Raw genomic sequence first — 20050 nt, 5'->3', positions numbered from 1 at the left:
CTGCCGGCTCCGACACCTTTGCCGTCACCAAGCTCGGCGGCAAATCCGTCGTCGCCCGCCTGCGCGCCGATACCGGCATCGCTCCCGGACAAAACACCCGCCTCGCCTTCAATCTCGACAAGGCCGTGTTCTTCGATCCTGAGAGCCAGGCGCGGATCGCGTGAGGGCCGTTAGAGCGCCGCGCGTCTAGAAAGACGCGCTAAGGACGCTCTATCACTTTGAGTTCGCGCATAATCCTTTCCGGAAATCATTTCGATTTTCGGGGTTATGCGCTAGGCAGCCGTCACGCCGAGCGTCACCGGCGCGAAACGCGTGGAAACCGCTTCGACGGTGATCTCGCCAGTGAACCCCGTCGCCTCCAGCCAGAAACCGGCGGTGCCGCCCTGCAGTGGCACATTGGTCGGGCCGACGATCCTCGCCGGGCCGTGCACCTTCAGCGAAATGCTGTCGTTCATGAAAGGCAGGCGCTGGCCGCGCTGGTCGAGGGCGCGGATGATGACCCGCGTGCTGTCTCGTTCTCGGGCCTTCAGCGTCGGGCTGTCGGCAACCACTTCCAGCGTCGTCGGCAATGGATCGGCCGCCAGGGTCAGGCTGGCTACCGGCTCACCGCCGATATAGCCGGTGAAGGTGCCATCGATCCATTCGAGACCCCAGGTGCCGAGCTCGTCGGGGGTGAAATGCCGATGGTCGAGCACGACGGGCGGATGCGGCAGGTGCGGGTAGTTCTCGCGGTCCGGACCGATGCGCTTGCTGAGCGCACCATATTGCAGCTCCACCTCGTCGCAGTTGGTCAGGATGATCAGCGGCAGCACGCCGCCGATATTACGTTCGCCGCGCGCCCAGAAGGTCACCGGCTTCATGACGATCTCCTCGGAAGGGTCGCACTGGCTGATATAGGCATAGGCCGCGAATTTCGGCTCGCGGAACATGTCCATGACGCCGTGATAGCAGATGCGGTCGCCGGAGCCGAAATCCTTGTGGGTGTTGTAATCGAACATGCACCAACCGATGGCGCCGGAGATATCAGGATCGCCACAGGCGGCATTCAGCACCTCCAGGTGACGGCGCACATGCTCGGCCTGGCGCTGCTCCTGGTCATAGATCTTCGTCGGGTGCATGTGGCCGTTGAATTCGGTAATGAGGTACGGCACCTTGTGCGACAGTCCGGTATTTTCCTGCTGGGCGCGAAGGGCCGTGCGCGGGCGGTTGGCGCCCGGCAGCTCTTCATTGCCGAGGATGAAGTCGTTCATCGTGTAGACGTCTTCGAGCAGCTCACTCTCGGTGAGATAACGCACGCCGCCGGTTTGGCGGGTACTGTCGAGTTCACGGGCGAGGCGATTGGTCTCGGCGTAGAAATCGTGATTATCCTGCGACTCGTTGATGCGCACGCCCCAGATGATGATCGAGGGATGGTTCCAGTCGCGCTCGATCATGCGCCGGACGTTCTCGATCGATTCCTGCTGCCAGTCGGCATCGCCGATATGCTGCCAGCCGGGGATCTCCTCGAAAACCAGCAGGCCGATTGCGTCGCATCGGTCGAGGAACCATTTCGACTGCGGATAATGCGAGGTGCGGACGATGTTGCACTTCAGCACCGTCTTCATGATGTCGGCGTCGCGCTCCTGGGCGGAACGGCCGGCGGCATAACCGACATAGGGGAAGGCCTGGTGGCGATTGAGGCCGCGCAGCTTCAGCGGCTTGCCGTTCAAGAGGAAACCTTCCGGCGTGAATTCGGCGGTGCGGAAGCCGAACCGTGTGGAAAGACGGTCGGAGCCGTGTTCGGTCCTGAGCTCGACGGTGACGTCATAGAGCGTGGGATCGGTGATGTCCCAGAGGGCGATACCGGTGAGGCCGCCAAAGGAGAGCGTGGTGCGGCTGCCGATCGTTTCGGTCGCGGCAGTGGCGACCACCGTGCCGTCGGCCTGATTCAGCGTGGCGGTGACCGTCGCCGAGAAGTTGCGGCCCTCGGGGTTGGCGATGTCGACGCGTATGGTCGCCGATTTCTCCGGGCGAAGAACGTCAGTGGTTTCGATCTTGAGATTGCGGATAGAGACCGGGTTGGTGACCTTCAGCCAGACGTCGCGGTAGATGCCGGCATAGGTCAGATAATCGATGCGGCCGCCGAAAGGCGGAATGTCAGGGTTTTCGCTGCCGTCGATCTTGACGGTGACGAGGTTCTCGCCCTTGACGAGCTTGCCGGTGAGGCGGGCCTCGAAGGGGGTATAACCGTCCTTATGGGTAATGATCTCTTCGCCGTTCAGATAGACGACGCTGTCGGCCATGGCGGCGTCGAAGACGAGCGAAACTTCGCGGCCCTCGAATTCCGGCAGCCAGCGCAGCACCTTCTGATAGGTGAAGGCGCGCTGATAGCTGATCTCGTCGAAATAGCTGAAGGGCAGTTCGACGGCGGTATGCGGCAGGCTGACCGACTTGGCCGCATCGAAAGCTTCGAGCAAACGCTGGCCGAAGCCCTCATGGAAACTCCAGCCTTCGTTGAAGGAAACGACGGAACGCATTCAGGCTCTCCCGGTTACGGCATCAGGGACGGTGCGGCGCCTTTCGGCGCGTGAAAATTGAGTCATACTATTCCTCCTTGATGCAATGGGTATGCAAGCTGTTAGGCGGTCGAGCCCCAGCGGGCGGTGCAGGTGAGCGTGATGCTGTGCGGGCCTTCGACCTCGGCGTCATGGCGTTCGATCAGTTCGACGACGGCATCAATGAAGGCGACGTGGTCGAGGCTCAGCGTGGTCAGGTCGTTGCAATCCCAGGCGGCCATGGCGATGCCGTCCTGGCCGACGATGGCGATATCATCAGGGGTGTTCTTGCCGAGCACCCGGCGGGCGGCATCGCGCGCACCGATCGCCATGACATCGTTGCCACAGATGATGGCGTCGACTTTATCCCGGTGCAGCAGGAGCACGGCTTCCTTGAAGCCGGAATCATAGGAGTAGTCACCGAATGCCTGCGCTTCGAAAGAGAGGCCGCGCTTGGTCAGCGCATCGGCGAACCATTTGCGCCTGAGCTTGTCGATCCAGCTTGAACTGGTGCCGGAGAGGTAGGCGAAACGCTTCTTGCCGTCGCGGACGATCTTGTCGATGATCTCGTCGGCGGCCTGCGCGCCGTCGATGCGGATGCTGGAGACGTTTTCGTTGTCGAGCGGCTCGAATGAGACGATGATCGGCTTGGTCGTGTGGAAGATGTCCACAGCATCCTGCATCGACACCATGTCGGAGAAGACGACGACGTGATCGACCTGATAGGTGGAGGCAAGGCGCATCAATTGCAGCCGGTCGGAATGATCGGCGCAGCAGAGGATGATCGGCAGCAATTGTCTTGCCTGCAGGCGGTGGACGAGAAGCTGTTGTTCCTCAGCCTCGCAAGGGTTGCCGATCGCATTGACGACCAGGGCGACGAGGCGCGAGCGCTGATTGTTCAGCGAGCGGGCGATTGCGTTCGGCTGATAGCCATGTTCACGGGCGACGGCGAGGATGCGGTCGCGCGTCGCGCTGCCGATGCGCGAATCCGGCGAAAAGGCGCGGGAAATGGTGGCGGAGGAGACGCCGGCGAGTTTCGCCAGTTCCTTCGAGGTGATCCGCCGTCTGCTCATACCGCTCATCTTCAGCGCCTGTTAGGCGACGATCCTGACGGAAGCGCCGTCGGCCGCTGCCGATTCCTTAATTGCATCCCATAGCCTAGCGAATCTGAGGCCCATTTCAACGGAGCCGGAGTTTTCCATCTTTCCCTCGCGAATGGCGAGGAAATTCTTCATCGGATTGCCGAGAATCTCAGCCTCCTCGCGCGGCTCGGCGGTGCGGCCGACACTGATCTCGCGCCAGCCGCCCCAGGCGTCGATGCGCACGATCGCCTTCGAATAGAAGAAGGTGATGTAGGAGGCGCAGCCCGGAGGGCCTTCGCCGGCGGCCGTCAATGTCGCCAACGCGCCGTTCTTCAGCCGGGCGGAGACGGCGGTGGCGATATCCACCTGTCTGCCGTGATTGTTCATGTAGGCCGAGACGCTGTCGAAATCGGAATTGGCGAGCAGGCAGACCGTGTTCATCATATGGGCACCGGTATCGAACATGAAGCCGCCGCCGGAGATGTCAGGCCGTTGCTTCCAGTGGCCGTGGTAATTGGACGACCAGCTTTCCCAGATCATGCCCGATATGGCGATCAGCTCGCCGAACTCGCCGGCGAGGGCCCGCCGGCGCGTGTCGAGCACCAGCGGCGACAGGCCGCCCTGGAAGGCGGTGACGATCGTGACGCCACTCTTTTTCTGCGCGGCGATCAGCTTCTCGGCTTCAGTGACTGTCGTCACCATTGGCTTTTCCAGGAAGAGGTCGAGGCCGGCCTCGGCGACGGCGGTTGCCTGCTCGGCATGGAAGGCATGCGGGGTGGAGACGTAGACGATGTCGAGTTCGCCCCGGCATTCGGCGAGCATCTGACGATAATCCTCGAAGCCCTTCGGCTCGGGTGCGCCGGCGGCGAGGCAGACGTCGATCAAGCGCTGGCGCGAAGCCGCCGTGGTGTCGGCGAGTGCAGCAAATTCGATCTCCGACATCTTGACCCAGCTCTCGGCATATTCCGCCGCCTTCAAGCCGGCACCGATGACGCCGAGACGCAATTTCTCAGACATGAAAACTCCTCCTTGGATAGATTGTGCACACGATTACACAAACGGTATGGCGATGGCAATATCTAAATAAACAAGTAATATCAGTGTATTAAAACTCGAGTTAAAATCTTTTCAGAAACCGTCTTGCCAGCATTTGGAATGCGTGTACATTTTCACGACCGGTGCTGGAGGGCGCCGTGTCTCTACAAAAGGGAGGACTTCCGTTGAAGAAGATGGTTCTTGGCGGCCTATGCGCCGTTCTGCTGAGCGCGGTTTCGACGCTGGCGCAGGCAGAAACAATCCGAATTGCAAATCATGGTCAGGCCGGCATCGACGCGATGAAGTCGACGGTCGAGCGGATCGAAAAGAAATATGGCGTCACCGTCGAGGTCATCGAATATCCGGCACCCGACAAGGATTATCTTACCAAGCTCCTGACGGAGCTCGGCGCCGGCAACGCGCCCGACCTGTTCTCCGTCCCGACGACGGCTGCCGTTTCCGACATGGTGGAAGCCGGTTACCTCGCGCCTGTTACCAAGGAGTTCAAGGCCTGGGACGGCTACGCCAACCTCTATGACGTCGCCAAGGAGCTTGCTGTCAGCCCGGATGGCGAAACCTATGTGATGCCGTTCATGCTCGGCATTCAGGAAATCTATTACCGCAAGGACGTTCTCGAAAAAGCCGGCATCTCCACCGAACAGCCGAAGACCTGGCAGGAACTTCTCGACCGCGCGGCCGAGATCAAGCAGAAGACCGGCGCCTACGGCCTGCTCTTTCCGGCTGGCGTCTCCTGGGGAAGCGGCGCCTTCGACGAAGGCTTCCAGCATCTGCTCGTCGGTTCCAAGACGCCGCAGCTCGTCGATGCCGACGGCAAGCTCGACCTCAATGGCGAAGGCATCAAGGACGTCTTCAACGTCTACAAGGAACTGATCGACAAGGATCTGATGCCGACGCAGCCGCTGCTCGGGCCCGAGCCCTGGGTCGTGCCGAAATACCAGATGTTCCCGGAAGGCAAGCTTGTCGCCACCACCTGCGGCTCCTGGTGCTACATTTTCGACTGGGGTCGCGAAAGCAAGAACCCGATCCCTGACGTGACGAAGGTGGTCGGTACCTGGACGGTTCCCGGCCAGAGCAGTGGCCAATATGTCCTGGCCAATCTCGCCGCGCCATGGGCCGTCAATTCCAAGTCGGCCAATACGGAGCTGGCGATCAAGGCGCTGATGGAGATCGGTTCGATCGAGACGCAGGTTTCCTACGCTGCCCGCATCGGCAACATCCCGGCCAGCAAGGATGCGGCTGACAATGCCGAGTTCCAGAAGCTGACGGAACTGGTTCCGATCCATGCCGCGGCCGGAAACGGCGTGTTCCTGAAGCAGGCCTCCGGTTTCGGCACGGTCTCGGAAGGTGTCGCGCGCGCCACCGAAGCGCTGCTGCGCAAGGAAACCGATGCCGCCGGCGCCCAGAAGATCCTTGTCGACTACGTCAAGGAAACGCTCGGCGACGACATGGTCAAGTAAGCTCCGGATCGTCTCTTCCGCCAGGACGGGGACGCGGCGCCGACGCCCGCGTCTTCCCGCCTTCATTTGATAAGCCGATAAGGTTGTGAGCTTCCATGGCCCGAAACTCTCATGAAAAGCGTGCCGAGCGCCAATGGTTGCTGATCCTGCTGCCCTCGCTGGTGCTGCTTCTGGCCTTTGTCATCTATCCGGCCCTCTATTCTATCTATCTGAGCTTCACCAATGAGGCGCTGACCGGGGCCGCGGCGCTGCGGCCCCGCTTCGTCGGTCTCAGGAATTACACGCGGCTCTTCAACGACGCGAAGTTCTGGAATTCGCTGTTCGTCACCTTCGTCTTCGTCATCGGTTCGGCGGTGATCGGCCAATTCGTGCTCGGCCTGATCTCGGCAATTGCGCTGCGCCGCCCGATCCGCTTCCGGCGGCTGTTTTCGTCGATCATTCTGTTGCCGAATGCAGCCCCTGAGGTCGTCGCCGGTTTCATGTGGATCTCGATGCTGGCAGGCGGCGACAATGCCACACTCAGCCGCATCGTCAGTCTTTTCGGCATCACGCCGGCCGACTGGCTGCAGGTCTTCCCACTGTCGATGATCATCGTCGTCAATACCTGGCGCGGCATCGCCACGGCGATGATCCTCCTGACCGCGGGCCTCAGCACCATCCCGGCGGAGATCTACGAGGCGGCGCGCATGGACGGCGCCACCCCGTCGCAGATGTTCCGCCGCATCACCCTGCCGCTGATGATGCCGACGATCCTGCTCTATATGCTGATCTCGGCCGTCTCCACCATCGCCGTCTTCGGCCTCGTCTATGCGCTGACGCGCGGCGGGCCGGGCGGGGCGACCGAGGTCGTCAGCATCTATATCTACAATCAGTCCTTTACGTCCTTCCAGTTGGGCTATGGCGCCGCAGTCGCCGTCGTCGCACTCGTCATCTCGCTGGTCCTCGGTATCGCCTATGTCCGGGCCATGAAGGTGGAGGTCTGACATGGCCGTCGTTTCCCCGAGCGAAACTGCAAACAAGGGTCGCTCCGACCTCATTGCCTATGCGACACTGTCGCTGATCTCGATCTTCTGCGCCGTGCCCTTCTTCTGGGTGCTGCTTGCCTCTCTCGATGGCAATGCGCAGCTTTTCCTGCACTGGCCGGAACAGTGGACTTTCGCCAACTATGTAAGAGTCTTCACCAAGGAGGACGGGGCGAAGTGGCTGTTCAATTCGCTCTTCGTGGTCGCTAGCGCGACGCTGCTCGTCATGGTGCTTTCGGGGCTCGGCGGTTATGCGCTGTCGCGCACCCGGGCCTGGTGGAAGCTGCCCTTCCTCTACGCGATCCTGCTCATTCGCGTGTTGCCGCCGACGGCGCTCGTCGTGCCGCTCTACAAATTCCTGCTGACGCTGAACAATGCGGAAGCGGCGGTGCTCAGGCCGATCTTCGGCAGTTATGCCCGTGACATCATGCGCTGGACCGGTTTCATCGACGGTTATCTCGGGCTGATCCTGGTGCTTGCGACGATGCAATTGCCGCTGGCGCTCTGGATCATGAAGACCTTCTTCGACGGGCTGCCGAGGGACTACGAGGAGGCAGCGCTGATGGATGGGGCGACTCTCATCCAGCGCATTCGCCGGGTGCTGATCCCGCTGGCGCTGCCTGGGCTGGCCGCCGCCGGGCTCTTCGCCTTCATGTCAGCCTGGGGCGATTTCCTGCTGCCGCTGATCTTCCTGTCGTCGCCGGAGCTGCAGACGCTGCCACTCGGTCTTTTCCGCGCCTTCCTGCGCATCAACGAGATCGATTACGGCCTGCTGACGGCTTTGGCCTTCATCTATCTGCTGCCTGCCGTCGTTGCCTTCGGCTTTGCGCGGCGCTTCCTCGTCCAGACGTTTTCGGGCGGCGTGAAGGGCTGAGATCAAGAAAGAGAAACAGATGATCAATCTCAGAAACGTTCGCAAATTCTACGGCGCGCTCGAGGTCATCAAAGGCGTCGACATCACCGTGGAAGACGGCGAATTCGCGGTCTTCGTCGGCCCGTCCGGCTGCGGCAAGTCGACGCTGCTGCGCATGATCGCCGGCCTCGAAGGCATCGACGAGGGCGACCTCATCCTCAACGGCAAACGCATCAACGACGTGCCGCCCGACAAGCGCGGCATCGCCATGGTGTTCCAGTCCTATGCGCTCTATCCGCATATGAGCGTTGCCGAAAATATTGGCTTCTCGCTCAGCCTGAAGAAAGTGCCGGAGGCGGAGATCCGCCGGCAGGTGGAAGCTGTCGCTGAAATTCTGCAGCTCACCGATTACCTCGACCGCCGCCCGGCCGCCCTCTCCGGCGGCCAGCGCCAGCGCGTGGCGATCGGCCGGGCCATCATCAAGAAACCGGCGCTGATCCTGTTTGACGAGCCGTTGTCGAACCTCGATTCGGCGCTGCGGGTGCAGATGCGCGCCGAGCTGCAGCGCCTGCACCGCGAGTTGAAGGCGACCGTCGTCTACGTCACCCACGACCAGGTGGAGGCGATGACGATGGCCGACCGCATCGTCGTGCTGAACAAGGGTGTGGTGGCGCAAGCAGGAGCGCCGATGGCGCTCTACCATCAGCCGGACAATGAATTCGTCGCGACCTTCATCGGCTCGCCGAAGATGAACATCATTCCCGTCACCGCGACGCGGCCCATGGCCGGCAGGCTGCACCTCGACAGCCCGATCGGACTTTCGCTCGATCTGGCTGATGCAAACGGCGCGGTGCCGCAGGGCGAAGCCAAGCTCGGCATCCGGCCGGAGCATCTGAAGATCGCAGCCGAGGGCCAGGGCCATTTCACCGCCGAGGTCGTCATCGTCGAGCGGCTCGGCGTCGAGACCTACATGACCGTCGGCTCGCAGCAGCAGCCGATCGTGGTGCGCGCCGAAGGCGATATCGCCGTGCGGCCGGGCGACCGCGTGGCGCTGACGGCCGATCCCGCCGCCTGCCATCTGTTCGATTCCGCCGGCCGGGTCATCCGTCCGGCAACCGCCTGACAATTTCCCCCGAAACATCAAGGCCTAAACATCGAGGCCTATACATCGAGGAATGCCATGACAATCAAGGTCACCATCTGGAACGAGGGACGCCACGAGCAGCTCCACAAAGAGGTTCAGGAGATCTACCCCGATCGTATCGACGGAGCGATCGCTGCCGGCATTGCCCATCCGGATTTCGAAATCCGCCGCGGCACGCTCGATGATCCCCATGAAGGCTTGCCGGACAGCGTGCTCGATGACACCGACGTGCTGCTCTGGTGGGGGCATATGGCGCATGAGGAGGTCAGCGACGGGCTGATCGATCGCGTGCAGCAGCGCGTGCTGAAGGGCATGGGTCTGCTGGTCCTGCATTCCGGCCATCATTCCAAGCTCTTCCGCCGGCTGATGGGCACCAATGCCAACCTCTCCTGGCGCGAGACGCCGGATGGCGATCTCGAGCGTGTCTGGGTGGTCAACCCCTCGCATCCGATCGCCGAGGGGCTGCCGCCCTATTTCGAGGTTAATGCCTCGGAAATGTACGGCGAGCCCTTCGACATTCCGCAGCCGGACGAGCTTGTGTTCATCTCCTGGTATTCCGGTGGCGAGGTGTTCCGCAGCGGCTGCACCTTCCAGCGCGGGCGCGGGCGCATCTTCTTCTTCAGCCCCGGCCACGAGACCTACCCGATCTATCACGACAAGACCGTGCATAAGGTGATCTCGAACGGTATCCGCTGGGCGCGGCAGAAACACACAGATGGCCGCATCCTAGAAAACTGGCATCGGGCCGAGCCGCTACACGGCCGCCCCGATAAGGTGAAGGCCTGATCTATGGATATTGTGCGCCGGTCGTCTTGATATAAATCGAATAGACCGAACGCGTCGCGGTGATGAAGAGCCGGTTTTTCTTGGGGCCGCCGAAGGTGAGGTTGGACACCGTCTGCGGCACCCTGATCTTGCCGAGCAGCGTTCCATCGGGCGAGAAGCAGTGCACGCCGTCGGAGGCACTCGTCCAGAGATTGCCGGCGACATCGAAACGGAAACCGTCGGGATGGCCGAAATCGAGGCTGCAGAAATAGCGGCTGTTGGCAAGCGCCCTGCCGTCGATGACGTCGAAAACGCGGATATGGCGCGGCACGTCATGTTTTGCGGAGCCGGAATCGGCAATATAAAGCTTCGTCTCATCGGGCGAGAAGGCAAGGCCGTTCGGCTGGATGAAATCTTCGACGACGGCGTCGATCGCTCCGCTTGCCGGATCGATCCGGTAGACGTTGCGCGTCGGCTGCTCGGGCTCGGCCTTGTGGCCCTCGTAATCCGACAGGATGCCGTAGGTCGGATCGGTGAACCAGACCCCGCCGTCGGAGTGGACGACGACATCATTCGGCGAGTTCAGCCGCTTGCCCTGGTAGCTGTCGGCGAGAACGGTGATGGTGCCGTCCGTCTCGGTGCGGGTGACGCGGCGGCCGCCATGTTCGCAGGAGACCAGCCGGCCCTGCCGGTCGCGGGTGTTGCCGTTGACGTAGTTGGAGGGTGAGCGGAAGACGGAGACCGTCCCATCCGGTGTCCAGCGCATCATACGTTCATTCGGGATATCGCTCCAGAGAAGGCAGTTCAGGTCGGAAAACCAGACCGGGCCTTCCGTCCAGCGGCAGCCGGAATAAAGCTCCTCGAGGGCGGCGCTGCCGACGACCATTGCACCGAAGCGGTCGTCGCGAATCTCATAAATCGGATTGTCGCCCATGCCAGTTTCCTCCCTGAATGCTGCCGTTCTTTTCCTAGCGGCAAAAAGCTGGTGGTGCCAGAGCCCGGCGATGGAAATGCCGGGCTTCGGCTTTTTCAGAGGGCCGCGACCGGATGCGGCGAGCCGTCATAAGCGCCCCAGATCGACTGGTCGAAGCAGATGACCGAGCCGGTCATCAGGCCGGATTCGGAAGACGACAGGTAAGCGCAGGCGCGCGCCACCTCGTGCGGATCGACGAGACGGCCGAAGGGCTGGCTTGCCGCCGCCTTCTCCAGCCAGTCGGCGGGTGCCTCGTGATATTCGCGCTGGATCCGGTCCTCGCCCTCGGAGGCCATCCAGCCGATGTTCAGACCATTGACGCGAATGCGGTTGCGAAGGAGCGCGTAGGCGGTGTTCTTCGTCAGCGTTTCCAGCGCGCCTTTGGAGGCGCAATAGGCGGCGATGAAGGGCTGGCCGGCTTTGGCCGACATCGAGCCGATATTGACGACCGTACCCTCGATCTTTTCGCGGCGCATGACCTTCACCGCCTCCTGCATCAGGAAAAACGGCGCGCGAACATTGACGGCGAACATGGCGTCGAAGAGCTCCGGACTGGTGTCGAGAATGGTGCCGCGATCGGTGATGGCGGCGGCATTGACCAGCGCGTCGACGCGGCCGAAGGTCTCGTCACAGGCGCGCACGACATTCTGTGCATCCTCGACCTTGCCGAGGTCGGCCTTGACGTAGACGATCCTGGCGCCGGTCGCAGCCGAAATCTCCGCCGTCTTCGCCTTGCCCTTGGCTTCGTTGCGGCCGCAGATGACGATGCCTTCCGCGCCGCGTTCGGCGAAGAGACGGGCGATGGTTGCTCCCAGCCCTTGCGTGCCGCCGGTGACGATGGCGATCTTGCCGTCGAGGCGGCCGTGGTCTGTGCTCATTTGGTTTCCTCCTTTGTGATGACGTACGAACGGCCTCCCGCCGGTGCGGAAGGCCTTTATCGGTGTGGAAAGGCAGCTTGCTCCCGTTGCCCGTCAGCTCAACTTCTTCTGCGCTTGCTCGGCAAGTGCTGTCGTAAAGGCTGCATCGCTCCAGCCTTCCTTCAGCGCCTCATGCATCAGCTGCGCCTGTGTCTTCGGCGCCAGTCCGCCGAGTGGCGGGTCGCGGTCGAGGTTGGTCGGGAAGGAGTAGCCTTCGGCGCAGGCAGCGACGGCGTTGGCGATTTCGTCAGGCGAGAGCCTGCCTTGAAAGGCCTTCAAGGCGGGAAACAGCCTGGCGCTCATCCTCTCGCGATTGACGGTTTCCATTGCCCGGCCGAAGGCGGAGGAGACCTGCAGGAGGTTGGCCACACGCTTGATGTCGGCCGAGCGGTTGGTGCCGGCGGCATGGAAGAGCGCGGGATTGAAGAAGACGACGTCGCCTTTTTCGAGCGGCAGCTGGACATGGTTGGTCTCGAAATAATCCCGGAACGCCTGCCGCTTCAGCGCAAGATAGCCCGGCACATAGGTCTGGCTGTGCGGCAGGAAGAGCGTCGGGCCGCTTTCGAGCGGCATGTCACAATGGGCGACCGCACCCTGCAGCGTCAGCACCGGCGAGAGCCGATGCACATGTGCCGGGAACTGCTCGATCACCTTTGAGGATTGAAAGCCGAGATGGTAGTCGCGATGCGCCGACTGCGCCGAACCGCCCGGATTGACGCGGTTGACCTGCGCCGTCATCTGGTAGCTCGGGCCGAGCCAGGCTTCGCTTGCCAGAGCGATGATGGCGTTGCCGTAATATTCGGCGAAATTTGCCGGATCGGCGAGGCAGTGTTTTTCCAGCGAGTTCCAGATACGGTCGTTGGCGCCAGGCTTGGCGAAGTGATCGCCGCCGCCGGTCGAGGTGCGGTGCTGTTCCTCGATGATCGCATCGAAGATCGTGCTGGCGCGGTCGATGATGCCGGTGTCTTCGTAAGCGCGCTTGAACACGACGACACCAGGACCCTCGCCGAAGGCGTCGCAGACTTCCGCCAGCACGGCGCGTCGGCCTTCCGGCGTTGCGGCCGCCGCCATCACCTTGCGGCTGTCATAGATCAGGACGTTTTTTTCGACCGCAGACGCCGAGGGGTAATCGGCAAGCGCGGTCGTCTTTTCCGCAAGGGCGCGAAACTCATCGAGATCGCAGGCGTCTTCCCTCAGCCAGACGCGGTCGGCGCGCAGTTTCTGCTGATTGTCGGTTTTCATAGCGGCTCCTCCCTCTTTCCAGTGGAGGCACTATACGCCGCGATGCCGGGTGATATAGATCAGAAATCCATCAAAAAACCATCAGGCCGATCGCATGGCACATCTCTTTCTCGTCAAGGACATTGCCTTCCAGGCCGGGCTCAGCACTGCGACCGTCGACCGGGTGCTGAACAGCAGGCCGGGCGTGCGCCGGCAGACCGAGATGCGGGTGAAGGCGGCGATCGCGGAGTTGGAGAAGCAGCAGGCCGGGGCGATGGGCAGCGGCCGCATGCTGGCGATCGATATCGTCATGGAGACGCCGCAGCGTTTCAGCGATGCGGTGCGCGCCGCCTTCGAAGCGGAGATGGCGACCTTTCTGCCCGGCGTCTTCCGCTGCCGGTTCCATTTCGCCGAGGTGATGAAGCCGGCCGAACTGGTGCAGCTTCTCGATCGCATCCGGCTGCGCGGCACGCATGGCATCGTGCTCAAGGCGCCTGACGTCGCCGAGGTGGCTGCCGCCGTCGCGCGGGCGGACGCGGCCGGCATTCCCGTCGTGACGCTGGTGACCGATCTGCCGAATTCGGCCCGCATCGCCTATGCCGGCGCCGACAACCGGGCGGCGGGAGAGACCGCCGCCTATCTGATCGGCGAATTCCTCGGGAGTGATGGTGGCAAGGTGCTGGTAACGCTGTCGAGCGGACGGTTCCGCGGCGAGGAGGAGCGAGAAATCGGCTTTCGCCGCGTCATCCGCGCCCGCTATCCCGACATCGGCATTACCGAGATCAGCGAGGGCCACGGCACCGATCCTGCGACGGGAACGCTTGCCGCGGTAGCGCTTGCGGCCGATCCCGCCATCAACGCCGTCTATTCGATCGGCGGCGGCAACCGGGCGGTGCTTGCGGCCTTCGACGCGGCCAAACGCCCCGTCCGCGTTTTCGTCGCCCATGATCTCGACGCGGATAATCACGCCCTGCTTGCCGCGCGCCGGATCAGCTTCGTGCTGCACCACGATCTCAGAACCGATGCGCGCTCGGCCTTCAGGGCGATCATGAGCCGGGCCTCCGCGAAAGGGCGACCGGTTCCGCCTTCGCTTTCATCAGTCGAAATCGTCACGCCCTACAATATGCCCGCGGGCGATTGAGCCAATTGGCTTTCCTTCCATGCCGAATTCGAGCTACAGCTTTAGCACGAGTGAAGGTGAGAACATGGATTACAGCGACGTCAGCACGATTGCAGCCTGGGTGACCGAGCAGGGACTGAAGGGTGTTTCCGAAGCCGAGCTCATGACCGGTTTCTGCGCGGCCTGCCGTAATGCCGGCCTGCCGCTCGACCGCGGTCTGGCGCTGATGGATACGCTGCATCCGGTGCATGAGGGCCGCGCCTTCCGCTGGGACAGCATCGAGGAAATCCAGACCGAGTTCGAATATGGTCCGACGATCTCGGGGGAGGCGGCGTCGAACTGGCAGCGTTCGGCCTTCTATCATCTTTGGTCTCGCAACGAGCGGGAGATACGCCGGCGTCTCGGCTTCGGCGATCCGATCGATTTCTCCATGCTCGATACGATCGCTGAAGCCGGCCACACAGATTTCGTGGCGATGATGCATCGTTTTTCCGAGGCCGGCACGATCGGCGAGATGGATTGCTTCTTCTCGCATTTCGCGACGAAACATCCTGAGGGCTTTTCCGATCACGACCTCGCCATCCTGCGCAAGCTGGTGCCTGTATTGGGGCTGGCGATCAAATGCATCGCGCTCGGGCGTATCGCCCGCACCATCGCCGAGGTCTACCTCGGCGAGGACGCCGCGCGCCAGGTGATGGAAGGCAAGATCAGCCGCGGCAAATCGGAGCGGATTTCCGCGGCACTCTGGTTTTCCGACCTGCTGAACTACACCAAGATCTCCGACAGCGTGCCGCCGGAGGAGATCATCCCGCTGCTCAACGACTATAGCGAGGCGGTGATCACGGCGATCCACGAGTCCGGCGGCAACGTGCTGAAGCTGATCGGCGACGGTGTGCTCGCCATCTTTAAGGGCGAGGTGCCGGCGGAGACATGTCGTGCGGCGCTGAGCGCCGAATCGTTGCTGCGGGAAAAGCTCACCAAGCTGAATGCCGCGCGTGCGGCCGACGGCCGGGCGACGACCGACGTCTATATCGGCCTGCATATCGGCGATGTCTTCTACGGCAATATCGGGAGCCAGGACCGGTTGGACTTCACCGTCATCGGACCTGCCGTCAACGAGGTCAGCCGGATCGCCTCCATGTGTCGTTCCGTCGATCTCAACCTGTTGATCTCCTCCGATTTCGCCGCGGCGATACCGGAGCAGCAGCGTACCCCACTCGCCTGCGTCGGACGCTATGCGTTGCGCGGCGTGCAGCGCGCACAGGAACTGTATACCCTCGACAGCGCCCGGCTGAACGGATGAGTTCCTGACTGCAAGGCTATCGCAACAGGCCCTGGCCGCCGTCGATCCAGATCGGCGTACCGGTGATGTGCCGTGCGCGGTCGGAGGCGAGGAAAAGGATGGTTTCGGCGACGTCCTCGCTCTTGCCTGCCTTGCCGCCGGCGATCGGGATATCGCCCTCCGGCCAGATAACGGGAACCTCCGTCTTCTCGCGATGGCGGCTGTCGGTATTGGCGCCGATATTGGTCTCGATCTCGCCGGGGCAGACGGCATTGACGCGGATGCCGTGTCGGCCGAGCTCGAGGGCGAGCTGCTGGACCATTGCGACCTGGCCGGCCTTGGTTGCGGTGTAGGCGGTGGCGCCCGGCGTGGTGAAGGTGCGGGTGCCGTTGATCGAGGAGACGACGACGATCGAACCGCCATGGCGCTTCAGATGCGGAACCGTCAGATGCAGGGTCAGATAGGTGCCGCGCAAATTGACGGCGATGGTCTTGTCCCATTCTTCCGGCTTCAGATCGTCGATCGGCGCCCAGACGCCGTTGATCCCAGCATTGGCGACAACGATGTCGAGGCCGCCGAAGGTGTCGGTCAGCTGCGCAACGGCGCTCCGCATTTGAGCTTCATCGCTGGTATCTGCGGTCAACGCGATCGACTCGCCGCCGGCGGCCTTGATTTCGGCGCAGGTCCTTTCGACCTCGTCGGAGGTGCGGCTCAATGCTGCGACCTTTGCACCCTCGGCAGCGAGCCGCAACGCGGCCGCTTTGCCGATGCCTGAACCGGCGCCTGTTACCAATGCGATCTTTTCCTTCAGCTCCATGGGTGGGCTCTCCTTGCCGTTTTGCCGACATGCCAACTGTTCGGCGCGGCAGTTGGTTCCGAAGGGAGAGCGGATCGTTAGCTCCTCCTGAGCAGGCTGTGTTGCAGTGTCCATTTCTCCGGTCCGTGGACGACGGCAAAGAGCAGGCCGGCGAGGAACGTGAAGTGATCGATGAAGAAGCCGAACTCGGCCTGGTTCTGCTGCCAATGGGATGGGCCGTGGAAGGCGAAAGCGAGGAAGATCACATAGACGGCTGCGAGCAGGCTGGCCTCGGTGAAGAAAGCCCCTGATATGAAAGCGAGCGCCAGCGCGATCTCGAAGAAGGCGGCGATCCAGGTAAGGAATGTCGCCATCGGAAAGCCGGCAGCGGTGATATAGCCCGCCGTTGCGCCGATATCAGCGAACTTGAAGCCGGCTGCCATGAAGAAAATAAAGCTGAAGATGATGCGGGCGACGATGATTGCGATTGCTCTGGCCATGTCAATTCCTCCTCCGTGAGCTTCCTCTATGACGCAGGAGATGGCTGATATCCGACACCGCGAATGAAAAAGGGCCGCTTGCGCGACCCTTGCCTTCACCACTCGGCAAAGCTGCCGTCGGCGTGCCGCCAGATCGGGTTGCGCCAGCGGTGGCCCTCCCTGGCGCGTTCGATGACATAGGCCTCGTCGACCTCGATGCCGAGCCCTGGACCCTGCGGGATCGAGACGAAACCATCGGCATACTGGAACACCTCCTTGTTGGAGATGTAGTCAAGGATGTCGTTGCCCTTGTTGTAGTGGATGCCGAGGCTCTGTTCCTGGATGAATGCATTGTAGCTGACGGCATCGACCTGCAGGCAGGCGGCAAGCGCGATCGGACCCAGCGGGCAATGCGGCGCCAGCGCCACGTCATAGGCTTCGGCCATGGCCGCGATCTTGCGGCATTCGGTGATGCCGCCGGCATGGGAGAGATCCGGCTGAATGATGTCGACGTAGCCGTCGGACAGAACCTGCTTGAAATCCCAGCGCGAAAAGAGCCGTTCGCCCAGCGCAATCGGCGTCGAGGTGTGGTTGACGATATCGCGCAGGGCTTCCTTGTTTTCGGACAGCACCGGCTCTTCGATGAACATCAATTTGTAGGGATCGAGCTCCTTGGCGAGAACCTTCGCCATCGGTTTGTGGACGCGCCCGTGGAAATCGACGCCGATGCCGATATGCGGGCCGATCGCCTCGCGGATGATGGCGATGGTCTCGACCGCCTTTTCCACCTTCTCATTGGTGTCGACGATCTGCATTTCCTCGCAGCCATTGAGCTTGATCGCCTTGAAGCCGCGGGCAACCACCTCCTTGGCATTGTTGGCGACATCCGAGGGACGGTCGCCGCCGATCCAGGAGTAGACCTTGATACGATCACGAAGCTGGCCGCCGAGCAGGGAATGGATCGGCTGACCGAGCGCCTTGCCCTTGATGTCCCACAGCGCCTGGTCGATGCCCGAGATCGCGCTCATGTGGGTGGCGCCGCCGCGATAGAAGCCGCCGCGATACATCACGGTCCAGTGGTCCTCGATCAGGAAGGGATCCTTGCCGATCAGGTAGTCTTCCAGCTCATGGACGGCGGCCTGAACGGTGAGTGCGCGGCCTTCGACGACCGGCTCGCCCCAGCCGACGATGCCCTCGTCGGTCTCGACCTTCAAAAACAGCCAGCGCGGGGGAACGATATAGGTGGTGAGTTTGGTGATCTTCATCGCTGTTCTTTCAGTCTCTTCCCGGGTTTGCGATCGGCGGCACGTCCGTAGATTTGTCGTGATAGGTCATCGCGTTCTGCCGATCGCTTTTTCGGCGGCGGCTAGATCGCGCACCGCAAGATCGAGCATGCGGTTGGCGCATTCACGGGCGCCAGCCTTGTCGCGCATGCGCAGCGCCTCGACCAACTGACCGTGAACGAGCACCGCATCCTCGCGATTTTCGACGCCGATATTGGAGGCATGCAGCGCATATTTCAGCGCCGCGTGAATGGCGCTCGACAGGCGGCGGAAGACCTGGTTGTGGCTGGCGGTGAGCAGTACCGTATGGAACATGACGTCGGCATCGGTGAAGCTTTCCGGGTCGCGGGCGCTGTCGCGCATCTGCCGCCAGGCATTGTCGAGATCGGCGATCTCCTGAGCGCTGGCGCGCTCGGCGGCATATTCGGCGGCTGCCGGCTCGATGGTGCGGCGGGCCTCGAGAATGCAGCCGAGCAGGTCGAAGTCCTTGATATAGGGACCCATCCATTCAAGCACGTCGGCGTCCAGGATATTCCAGTCGTCCTTGTCGCAGACGGTGGTTCCGATGCGCGGCTTGCCGCGGACGAGACCTTTCGATTCCAGCACTTTCAGCGATTCGCGAATGACGGTGCGGCTGACGCCGTGGAGTTCGCAGAGATCGTTTTCGCGCGGCAGCGGCGAGCCCGCGGGATAGCGGTCCGCACAGATATCCTGAGCGATTGCCGCCGTGACGTTACGGCGTACGCGCGGGCGGCGCTCGATGCGGCGGCTTTCGGCCCCGCTCTGTCGCTCGATTGTTTCCAACTCACCTCTCCGCTCTGTCTCGCGTGCTAGGCAACCGAACCTGATTATCCGATTCGATCCGCTTTGCGACGCTTCCTCCCGGCACCTCGTCAACAATCCTAGTATTCCAATCATCATACATTGGCAATTGACTGGTATGATGATTTATCATAATTCAGTGGACGTTGCCTGGGAGGCAGCTGCTCGGTTTTTGAAAGTTAGGGAGAGAGACATGCGCTTGTTCAAAGCAGCCGTTCTGGCTGGCACTTTCGCCATTCTGGCGGCCGGCTCGGCATTTTCCGCGGACGTCAAGATAGGGTTCATCGTCAAGCAGCCCGAGGAACCGTGGTTCCAGGACGAATGGAAGTTCGCCGACCAGGCCGCCAAGGAAAAAGGCTTCACCGTCGTCAAGATCGGCGCCGAAGACGGGGAAAAGGTCCAGTCGGCGATCGACAATCTCGGCGCCCAGGGTGCGCAGGGCTTCATCATCTGCACGCCCGACGTCAAGCTCGGCCCGGGCATCGTCGCCAAGGCCGAAGCCAACCAGCTGAAGCTGATGACGGTCGACGACCGCCTCGTCAGCGCCGACGGCAAGCCGCTGGAAGACGTGCCGCATATGGGCATTTCGGCCACCAAGATCGGCGAGACCGTCGGCCAGGCGATCGTCGACGAAATCAAAGAGCGCGGTTGGGACATGAAGAATGTCGGCGCCGTGCGGGTCTCCTATGACCAGCTGCCGACGGCCGTCGACCGCGTCGAAGGCGCGATGTCGGTGCTGAAGTCCGCCGGCTTCCCGGCCGAAAACATCTATGATGCGCCACAGGCGAAGACGGATACGGAAGCGGCGCTCAACGCGGCAACCACCGTTCTCAACAAGCATGCCGACGTGAAATACTGGGTCGCCTTCGGCCTCAACGACGAAGCCGTCCTCGGCGCCGTCCGTGCTTCCGAATCGGTCGGCATTCCGGCGGCCAACGTCATCGGTGTCGGCATCGGCGGCGCGGAATCGGCGATCAACGAGTTCAAGAAGCCGGCGGCGACTGGCTTCTTCGGCACCGTCATCATCTCGCCGAAGCGTCACGGCTACGAGACGGCGCTCAACATGTACGACTGGATCGCCAACGACAAGGAGCCGGAAAAGCTGACGCTGACTTCCGGTTCCCTAGCGCTGCGCGACGATTATGAAAAGGTCCGCAAGGATCTTGGCATCGAGTGATCGTCCTTCCAAGATGATATCGTCCGGCGGTCGCCTAGAGTGCCGCCGGTTCCTTCTCGGCGGAGCG

Annotated in this window: 18 protein-coding genes and 1 pseudogene; 9 read left to right on the top strand and 10 right to left on the bottom strand. The window is 62.2% G+C overall.

Translation table 11 applies throughout. The features are described 5' to 3' along the window. A pseudogene (locus B5P46_RS13415) lies at positions 1 to 164 on the top strand (sugar ABC transporter ATP-binding protein); the annotation flags it as partial. 108 nt (positions 165 to 272) lie between these two features. Here the strand turns inward: B5P46_RS13415 and B5P46_RS13410 are convergent. The 3 genes from B5P46_RS13410 to B5P46_RS13400 form a co-directional block, all read right to left on the bottom strand. Beyond that, positions 273 to 2516 carry a glycoside hydrolase family 2 protein gene (locus tag B5P46_RS13410; RefSeq protein WP_129419072.1) on the bottom strand — a complete coding sequence of 748 codons (2244 nt, stop codon included), beginning with the start codon at positions 2514 to 2516 and terminating at the stop codon, positions 273 to 275. A gap of 101 nt (positions 2517 to 2617) precedes the next feature. Further along, complete coding sequence (locus tag B5P46_RS13405; RefSeq protein WP_129419071.1) at positions 2618 to 3616, bottom strand: LacI family DNA-binding transcriptional regulator; 999 nt, start codon at positions 3614 to 3616, stop codon at positions 2618 to 2620. A gap of 12 nt (positions 3617 to 3628) precedes the next feature. Continuing rightward, the gene (locus B5P46_RS13400; protein WP_129419070.1) at positions 3629 to 4633 is read right to left on the bottom strand and encodes a Gfo/Idh/MocA family protein; all 1005 of its coding nucleotides are present in this window, start codon (positions 4631 to 4633) and stop codon (positions 3629 to 3631) included. Between the two features lie 203 nt (positions 4634 to 4836). Between B5P46_RS13400 and B5P46_RS13395 the strand changes: the two genes are divergently transcribed. The 5 genes from B5P46_RS13395 to B5P46_RS13375 all read left to right on the top strand — a co-directional run bounded on the left by B5P46_RS13395 (position 4837) and on the right by B5P46_RS13375 (position 9934). Continuing rightward, entirely contained in the window at positions 4837 to 6129 is a 1293-nt protein-coding gene (locus B5P46_RS13395; RefSeq protein WP_129419069.1) for an ABC transporter substrate-binding protein, read from the top strand. A 95-nt stretch (positions 6130 to 6224) separates the two neighbouring features. After that, positions 6225 to 7112 carry a carbohydrate ABC transporter permease gene (locus tag B5P46_RS13390; RefSeq protein WP_129419068.1) on the top strand — a complete coding sequence of 296 codons (888 nt, stop codon included), beginning with the start codon at positions 6225 to 6227 and terminating at the stop codon, positions 7110 to 7112. A 1-nt stretch (position 7113) separates the two neighbouring features. Then, positions 7114 to 8025, top strand: coding sequence for a carbohydrate ABC transporter permease (locus B5P46_RS13385; RefSeq protein ID WP_003543164.1), 912 nt, complete (start codon positions 7114 to 7116; stop codon positions 8023 to 8025). A 19-nt stretch (positions 8026 to 8044) separates the two neighbouring features. Further along, the gene (locus tag B5P46_RS13380; protein WP_129419067.1) at positions 8045 to 9127 is read left to right on the top strand and encodes an ABC transporter ATP-binding protein; all 1083 of its coding nucleotides are present in this window, start codon (positions 8045 to 8047) and stop codon (positions 9125 to 9127) included. Positions 9128 to 9184: 57 nt separating this feature from the next. Continuing rightward, positions 9185 to 9934: a ThuA domain-containing protein gene (locus B5P46_RS13375; RefSeq protein WP_129419066.1), complete on the top strand. Its 750-nt coding sequence runs from the start codon at positions 9185 to 9187 to the stop codon at positions 9932 to 9934. A 1-nt stretch (position 9935) separates the two neighbouring features. Here B5P46_RS13375 and B5P46_RS13370 read toward each other — a convergent pair whose 3' ends face one another. From B5P46_RS13370 to B5P46_RS13360, 3 genes are all read right to left on the bottom strand, one after another. Next, positions 9936 to 10847 carry an SMP-30/gluconolactonase/LRE family protein gene (locus B5P46_RS13370; RefSeq protein WP_129419065.1) on the bottom strand — a complete coding sequence of 304 codons (912 nt, stop codon included), beginning with the start codon at positions 10845 to 10847 and terminating at the stop codon, positions 9936 to 9938. Positions 10848 to 10942: 95 nt separating this feature from the next. Then, on the bottom strand, positions 10943 to 11764 hold the full coding sequence (locus tag B5P46_RS13365) for an SDR family oxidoreductase (RefSeq protein ID WP_129419064.1): 822 nt from the start codon (positions 11762 to 11764) through the stop codon (positions 10943 to 10945). Between the two features lie 93 nt (positions 11765 to 11857). Continuing rightward, positions 11858 to 13045, bottom strand: a complete 1188-nt coding sequence (locus B5P46_RS13360) for a phytanoyl-CoA dioxygenase family protein (RefSeq protein WP_129419063.1) — start codon at positions 13043 to 13045, stop codon at positions 11858 to 11860. A 94-nt stretch (positions 13046 to 13139) separates the two neighbouring features. Between B5P46_RS13360 and B5P46_RS13355 the strand changes: the two genes are divergently transcribed. Together B5P46_RS13355 and B5P46_RS13350 are read left to right on the top strand one after the other, a co-directional pair. Next, on the top strand, positions 13140 to 14165 hold the full coding sequence (locus B5P46_RS13355; protein ID WP_129419062.1) for a LacI family DNA-binding transcriptional regulator: 1026 nt from the start codon (positions 13140 to 13142) through the stop codon (positions 14163 to 14165). Positions 14166 to 14229: 64 nt separating this feature from the next. After that, the gene (locus B5P46_RS13350; RefSeq protein ID WP_129419061.1) at positions 14230 to 15447 is read left to right on the top strand and encodes an adenylate/guanylate cyclase domain-containing protein; all 1218 of its coding nucleotides are present in this window, start codon (positions 14230 to 14232) and stop codon (positions 15445 to 15447) included. A 16-nt stretch (positions 15448 to 15463) separates the two neighbouring features. Here the strand turns inward: B5P46_RS13350 and B5P46_RS13345 are convergent, their stop codons facing one another. The 4 genes from B5P46_RS13345 to B5P46_RS13330 form a co-directional block, all read right to left on the bottom strand. Then, positions 15464 to 16243, bottom strand: coding sequence for an SDR family oxidoreductase (locus B5P46_RS13345; RefSeq protein ID WP_129419060.1), 780 nt, complete (start codon positions 16241 to 16243; stop codon positions 15464 to 15466). A gap of 77 nt (positions 16244 to 16320) precedes the next feature. Next, a complete protein-coding gene (locus B5P46_RS13340; RefSeq protein ID WP_129419059.1) occupies positions 16321 to 16722 on the bottom strand; it encodes a DoxX family protein in 402 nt (133 codons plus the stop codon). 95 nt (positions 16723 to 16817) lie between these two features. After that, on the bottom strand, positions 16818 to 17966 hold the full coding sequence (dgoD, locus tag B5P46_RS13335) for a galactonate dehydratase (RefSeq protein ID WP_129419058.1): 1149 nt from the start codon (positions 17964 to 17966) through the stop codon (positions 16818 to 16820). A gap of 66 nt (positions 17967 to 18032) precedes the next feature. Continuing rightward, a complete protein-coding gene (locus tag B5P46_RS13330; RefSeq protein ID WP_129419057.1) occupies positions 18033 to 18788 on the bottom strand; it encodes a FadR/GntR family transcriptional regulator in 756 nt (251 codons plus the stop codon). Positions 18789 to 18999: 211 nt separating this feature from the next. Here B5P46_RS13330 and B5P46_RS13325 point away from each other — a divergent pair, with 211 nt between their 5' ends. Beyond that, positions 19000 to 19983: an arabinose ABC transporter substrate-binding protein gene (locus B5P46_RS13325; protein WP_129419056.1), complete on the top strand. Its 984-nt coding sequence runs from the start codon at positions 19000 to 19002 to the stop codon at positions 19981 to 19983. Positions 19984 to 20050 lie beyond the last annotated feature (67 nt).

Origin of the sequence: Rhizobium leguminosarum (genome assembly GCF_004123835.1) — a bacterium.
Classification (GTDB): Bacteria; Pseudomonadota; Alphaproteobacteria; order Rhizobiales; family Rhizobiaceae; genus Rhizobium; species Rhizobium leguminosarum_M.
Note: the sequence above shows the minus strand (reverse complement) of the source record. Positions and strands in the feature narration are given on the sequence as shown.

What these genes read in the sequence shown, in the direction of transcription:
- B5P46_RS13410 (WP_129419072.1), bottom strand. Translation starts at nt 2,516, where the DNA reads ATGCGTTCCGTCGTTTCCTTCAACGAAGGCTGGAGTTTCCATGAGGGC.
- B5P46_RS13405 (WP_129419071.1), bottom strand. Translation starts at nt 3,616, where the DNA reads ATGAGCGGTATGAGCAGACGGCGGATCACCTCGAAGGAACTGGCGAAA.
- B5P46_RS13400 (WP_129419070.1), bottom strand. Translation starts at nt 4,633, where the DNA reads ATGTCTGAGAAATTGCGTCTCGGCGTCATCGGTGCCGGCTTGAAGGCG.
- B5P46_RS13390 (WP_129419068.1), top strand. Translation starts at nt 6,225, where the DNA reads ATGGCCCGAAACTCTCATGAAAAGCGTGCCGAGCGCCAATGGTTGCTG.
- B5P46_RS13385 (WP_003543164.1), top strand. Translation starts at nt 7,114, where the DNA reads ATGGCCGTCGTTTCCCCGAGCGAAACTGCAAACAAGGGTCGCTCCGAC.
- B5P46_RS13380 (WP_129419067.1), top strand. Translation starts at nt 8,045, where the DNA reads ATGATCAATCTCAGAAACGTTCGCAAATTCTACGGCGCGCTCGAGGTC.
- B5P46_RS13375 (WP_129419066.1), top strand. Translation starts at nt 9,185, where the DNA reads ATGACAATCAAGGTCACCATCTGGAACGAGGGACGCCACGAGCAGCTC.
- B5P46_RS13370 (WP_129419065.1), bottom strand. Translation starts at nt 10,847, where the DNA reads ATGGGCGACAATCCGATTTATGAGATTCGCGACGACCGCTTCGGTGCA.
- B5P46_RS13365 (WP_129419064.1), bottom strand. Translation starts at nt 11,764, where the DNA reads ATGAGCACAGACCACGGCCGCCTCGACGGCAAGATCGCCATCGTCACC.
- B5P46_RS13360 (WP_129419063.1), bottom strand. Translation starts at nt 13,045, where the DNA reads ATGAAAACCGACAATCAGCAGAAACTGCGCGCCGACCGCGTCTGGCTG.
- B5P46_RS13355 (WP_129419062.1), top strand. Translation starts at nt 13,140, where the DNA reads ATGGCACATCTCTTTCTCGTCAAGGACATTGCCTTCCAGGCCGGGCTC.
- B5P46_RS13350 (WP_129419061.1), top strand. Translation starts at nt 14,230, where the DNA reads ATGGATTACAGCGACGTCAGCACGATTGCAGCCTGGGTGACCGAGCAG.
- B5P46_RS13345 (WP_129419060.1), bottom strand. Translation starts at nt 16,243, where the DNA reads ATGGAGCTGAAGGAAAAGATCGCATTGGTAACAGGCGCCGGTTCAGGC.
- B5P46_RS13340 (WP_129419059.1), bottom strand. Translation starts at nt 16,722, where the DNA reads ATGGCCAGAGCAATCGCAATCATCGTCGCCCGCATCATCTTCAGCTTT.
- dgoD (WP_129419058.1), bottom strand. Translation starts at nt 17,966, where the DNA reads ATGAAGATCACCAAACTCACCACCTATATCGTTCCCCCGCGCTGGCTG.
- B5P46_RS13325 (WP_129419056.1), top strand. Translation starts at nt 19,000, where the DNA reads ATGCGCTTGTTCAAAGCAGCCGTTCTGGCTGGCACTTTCGCCATTCTG.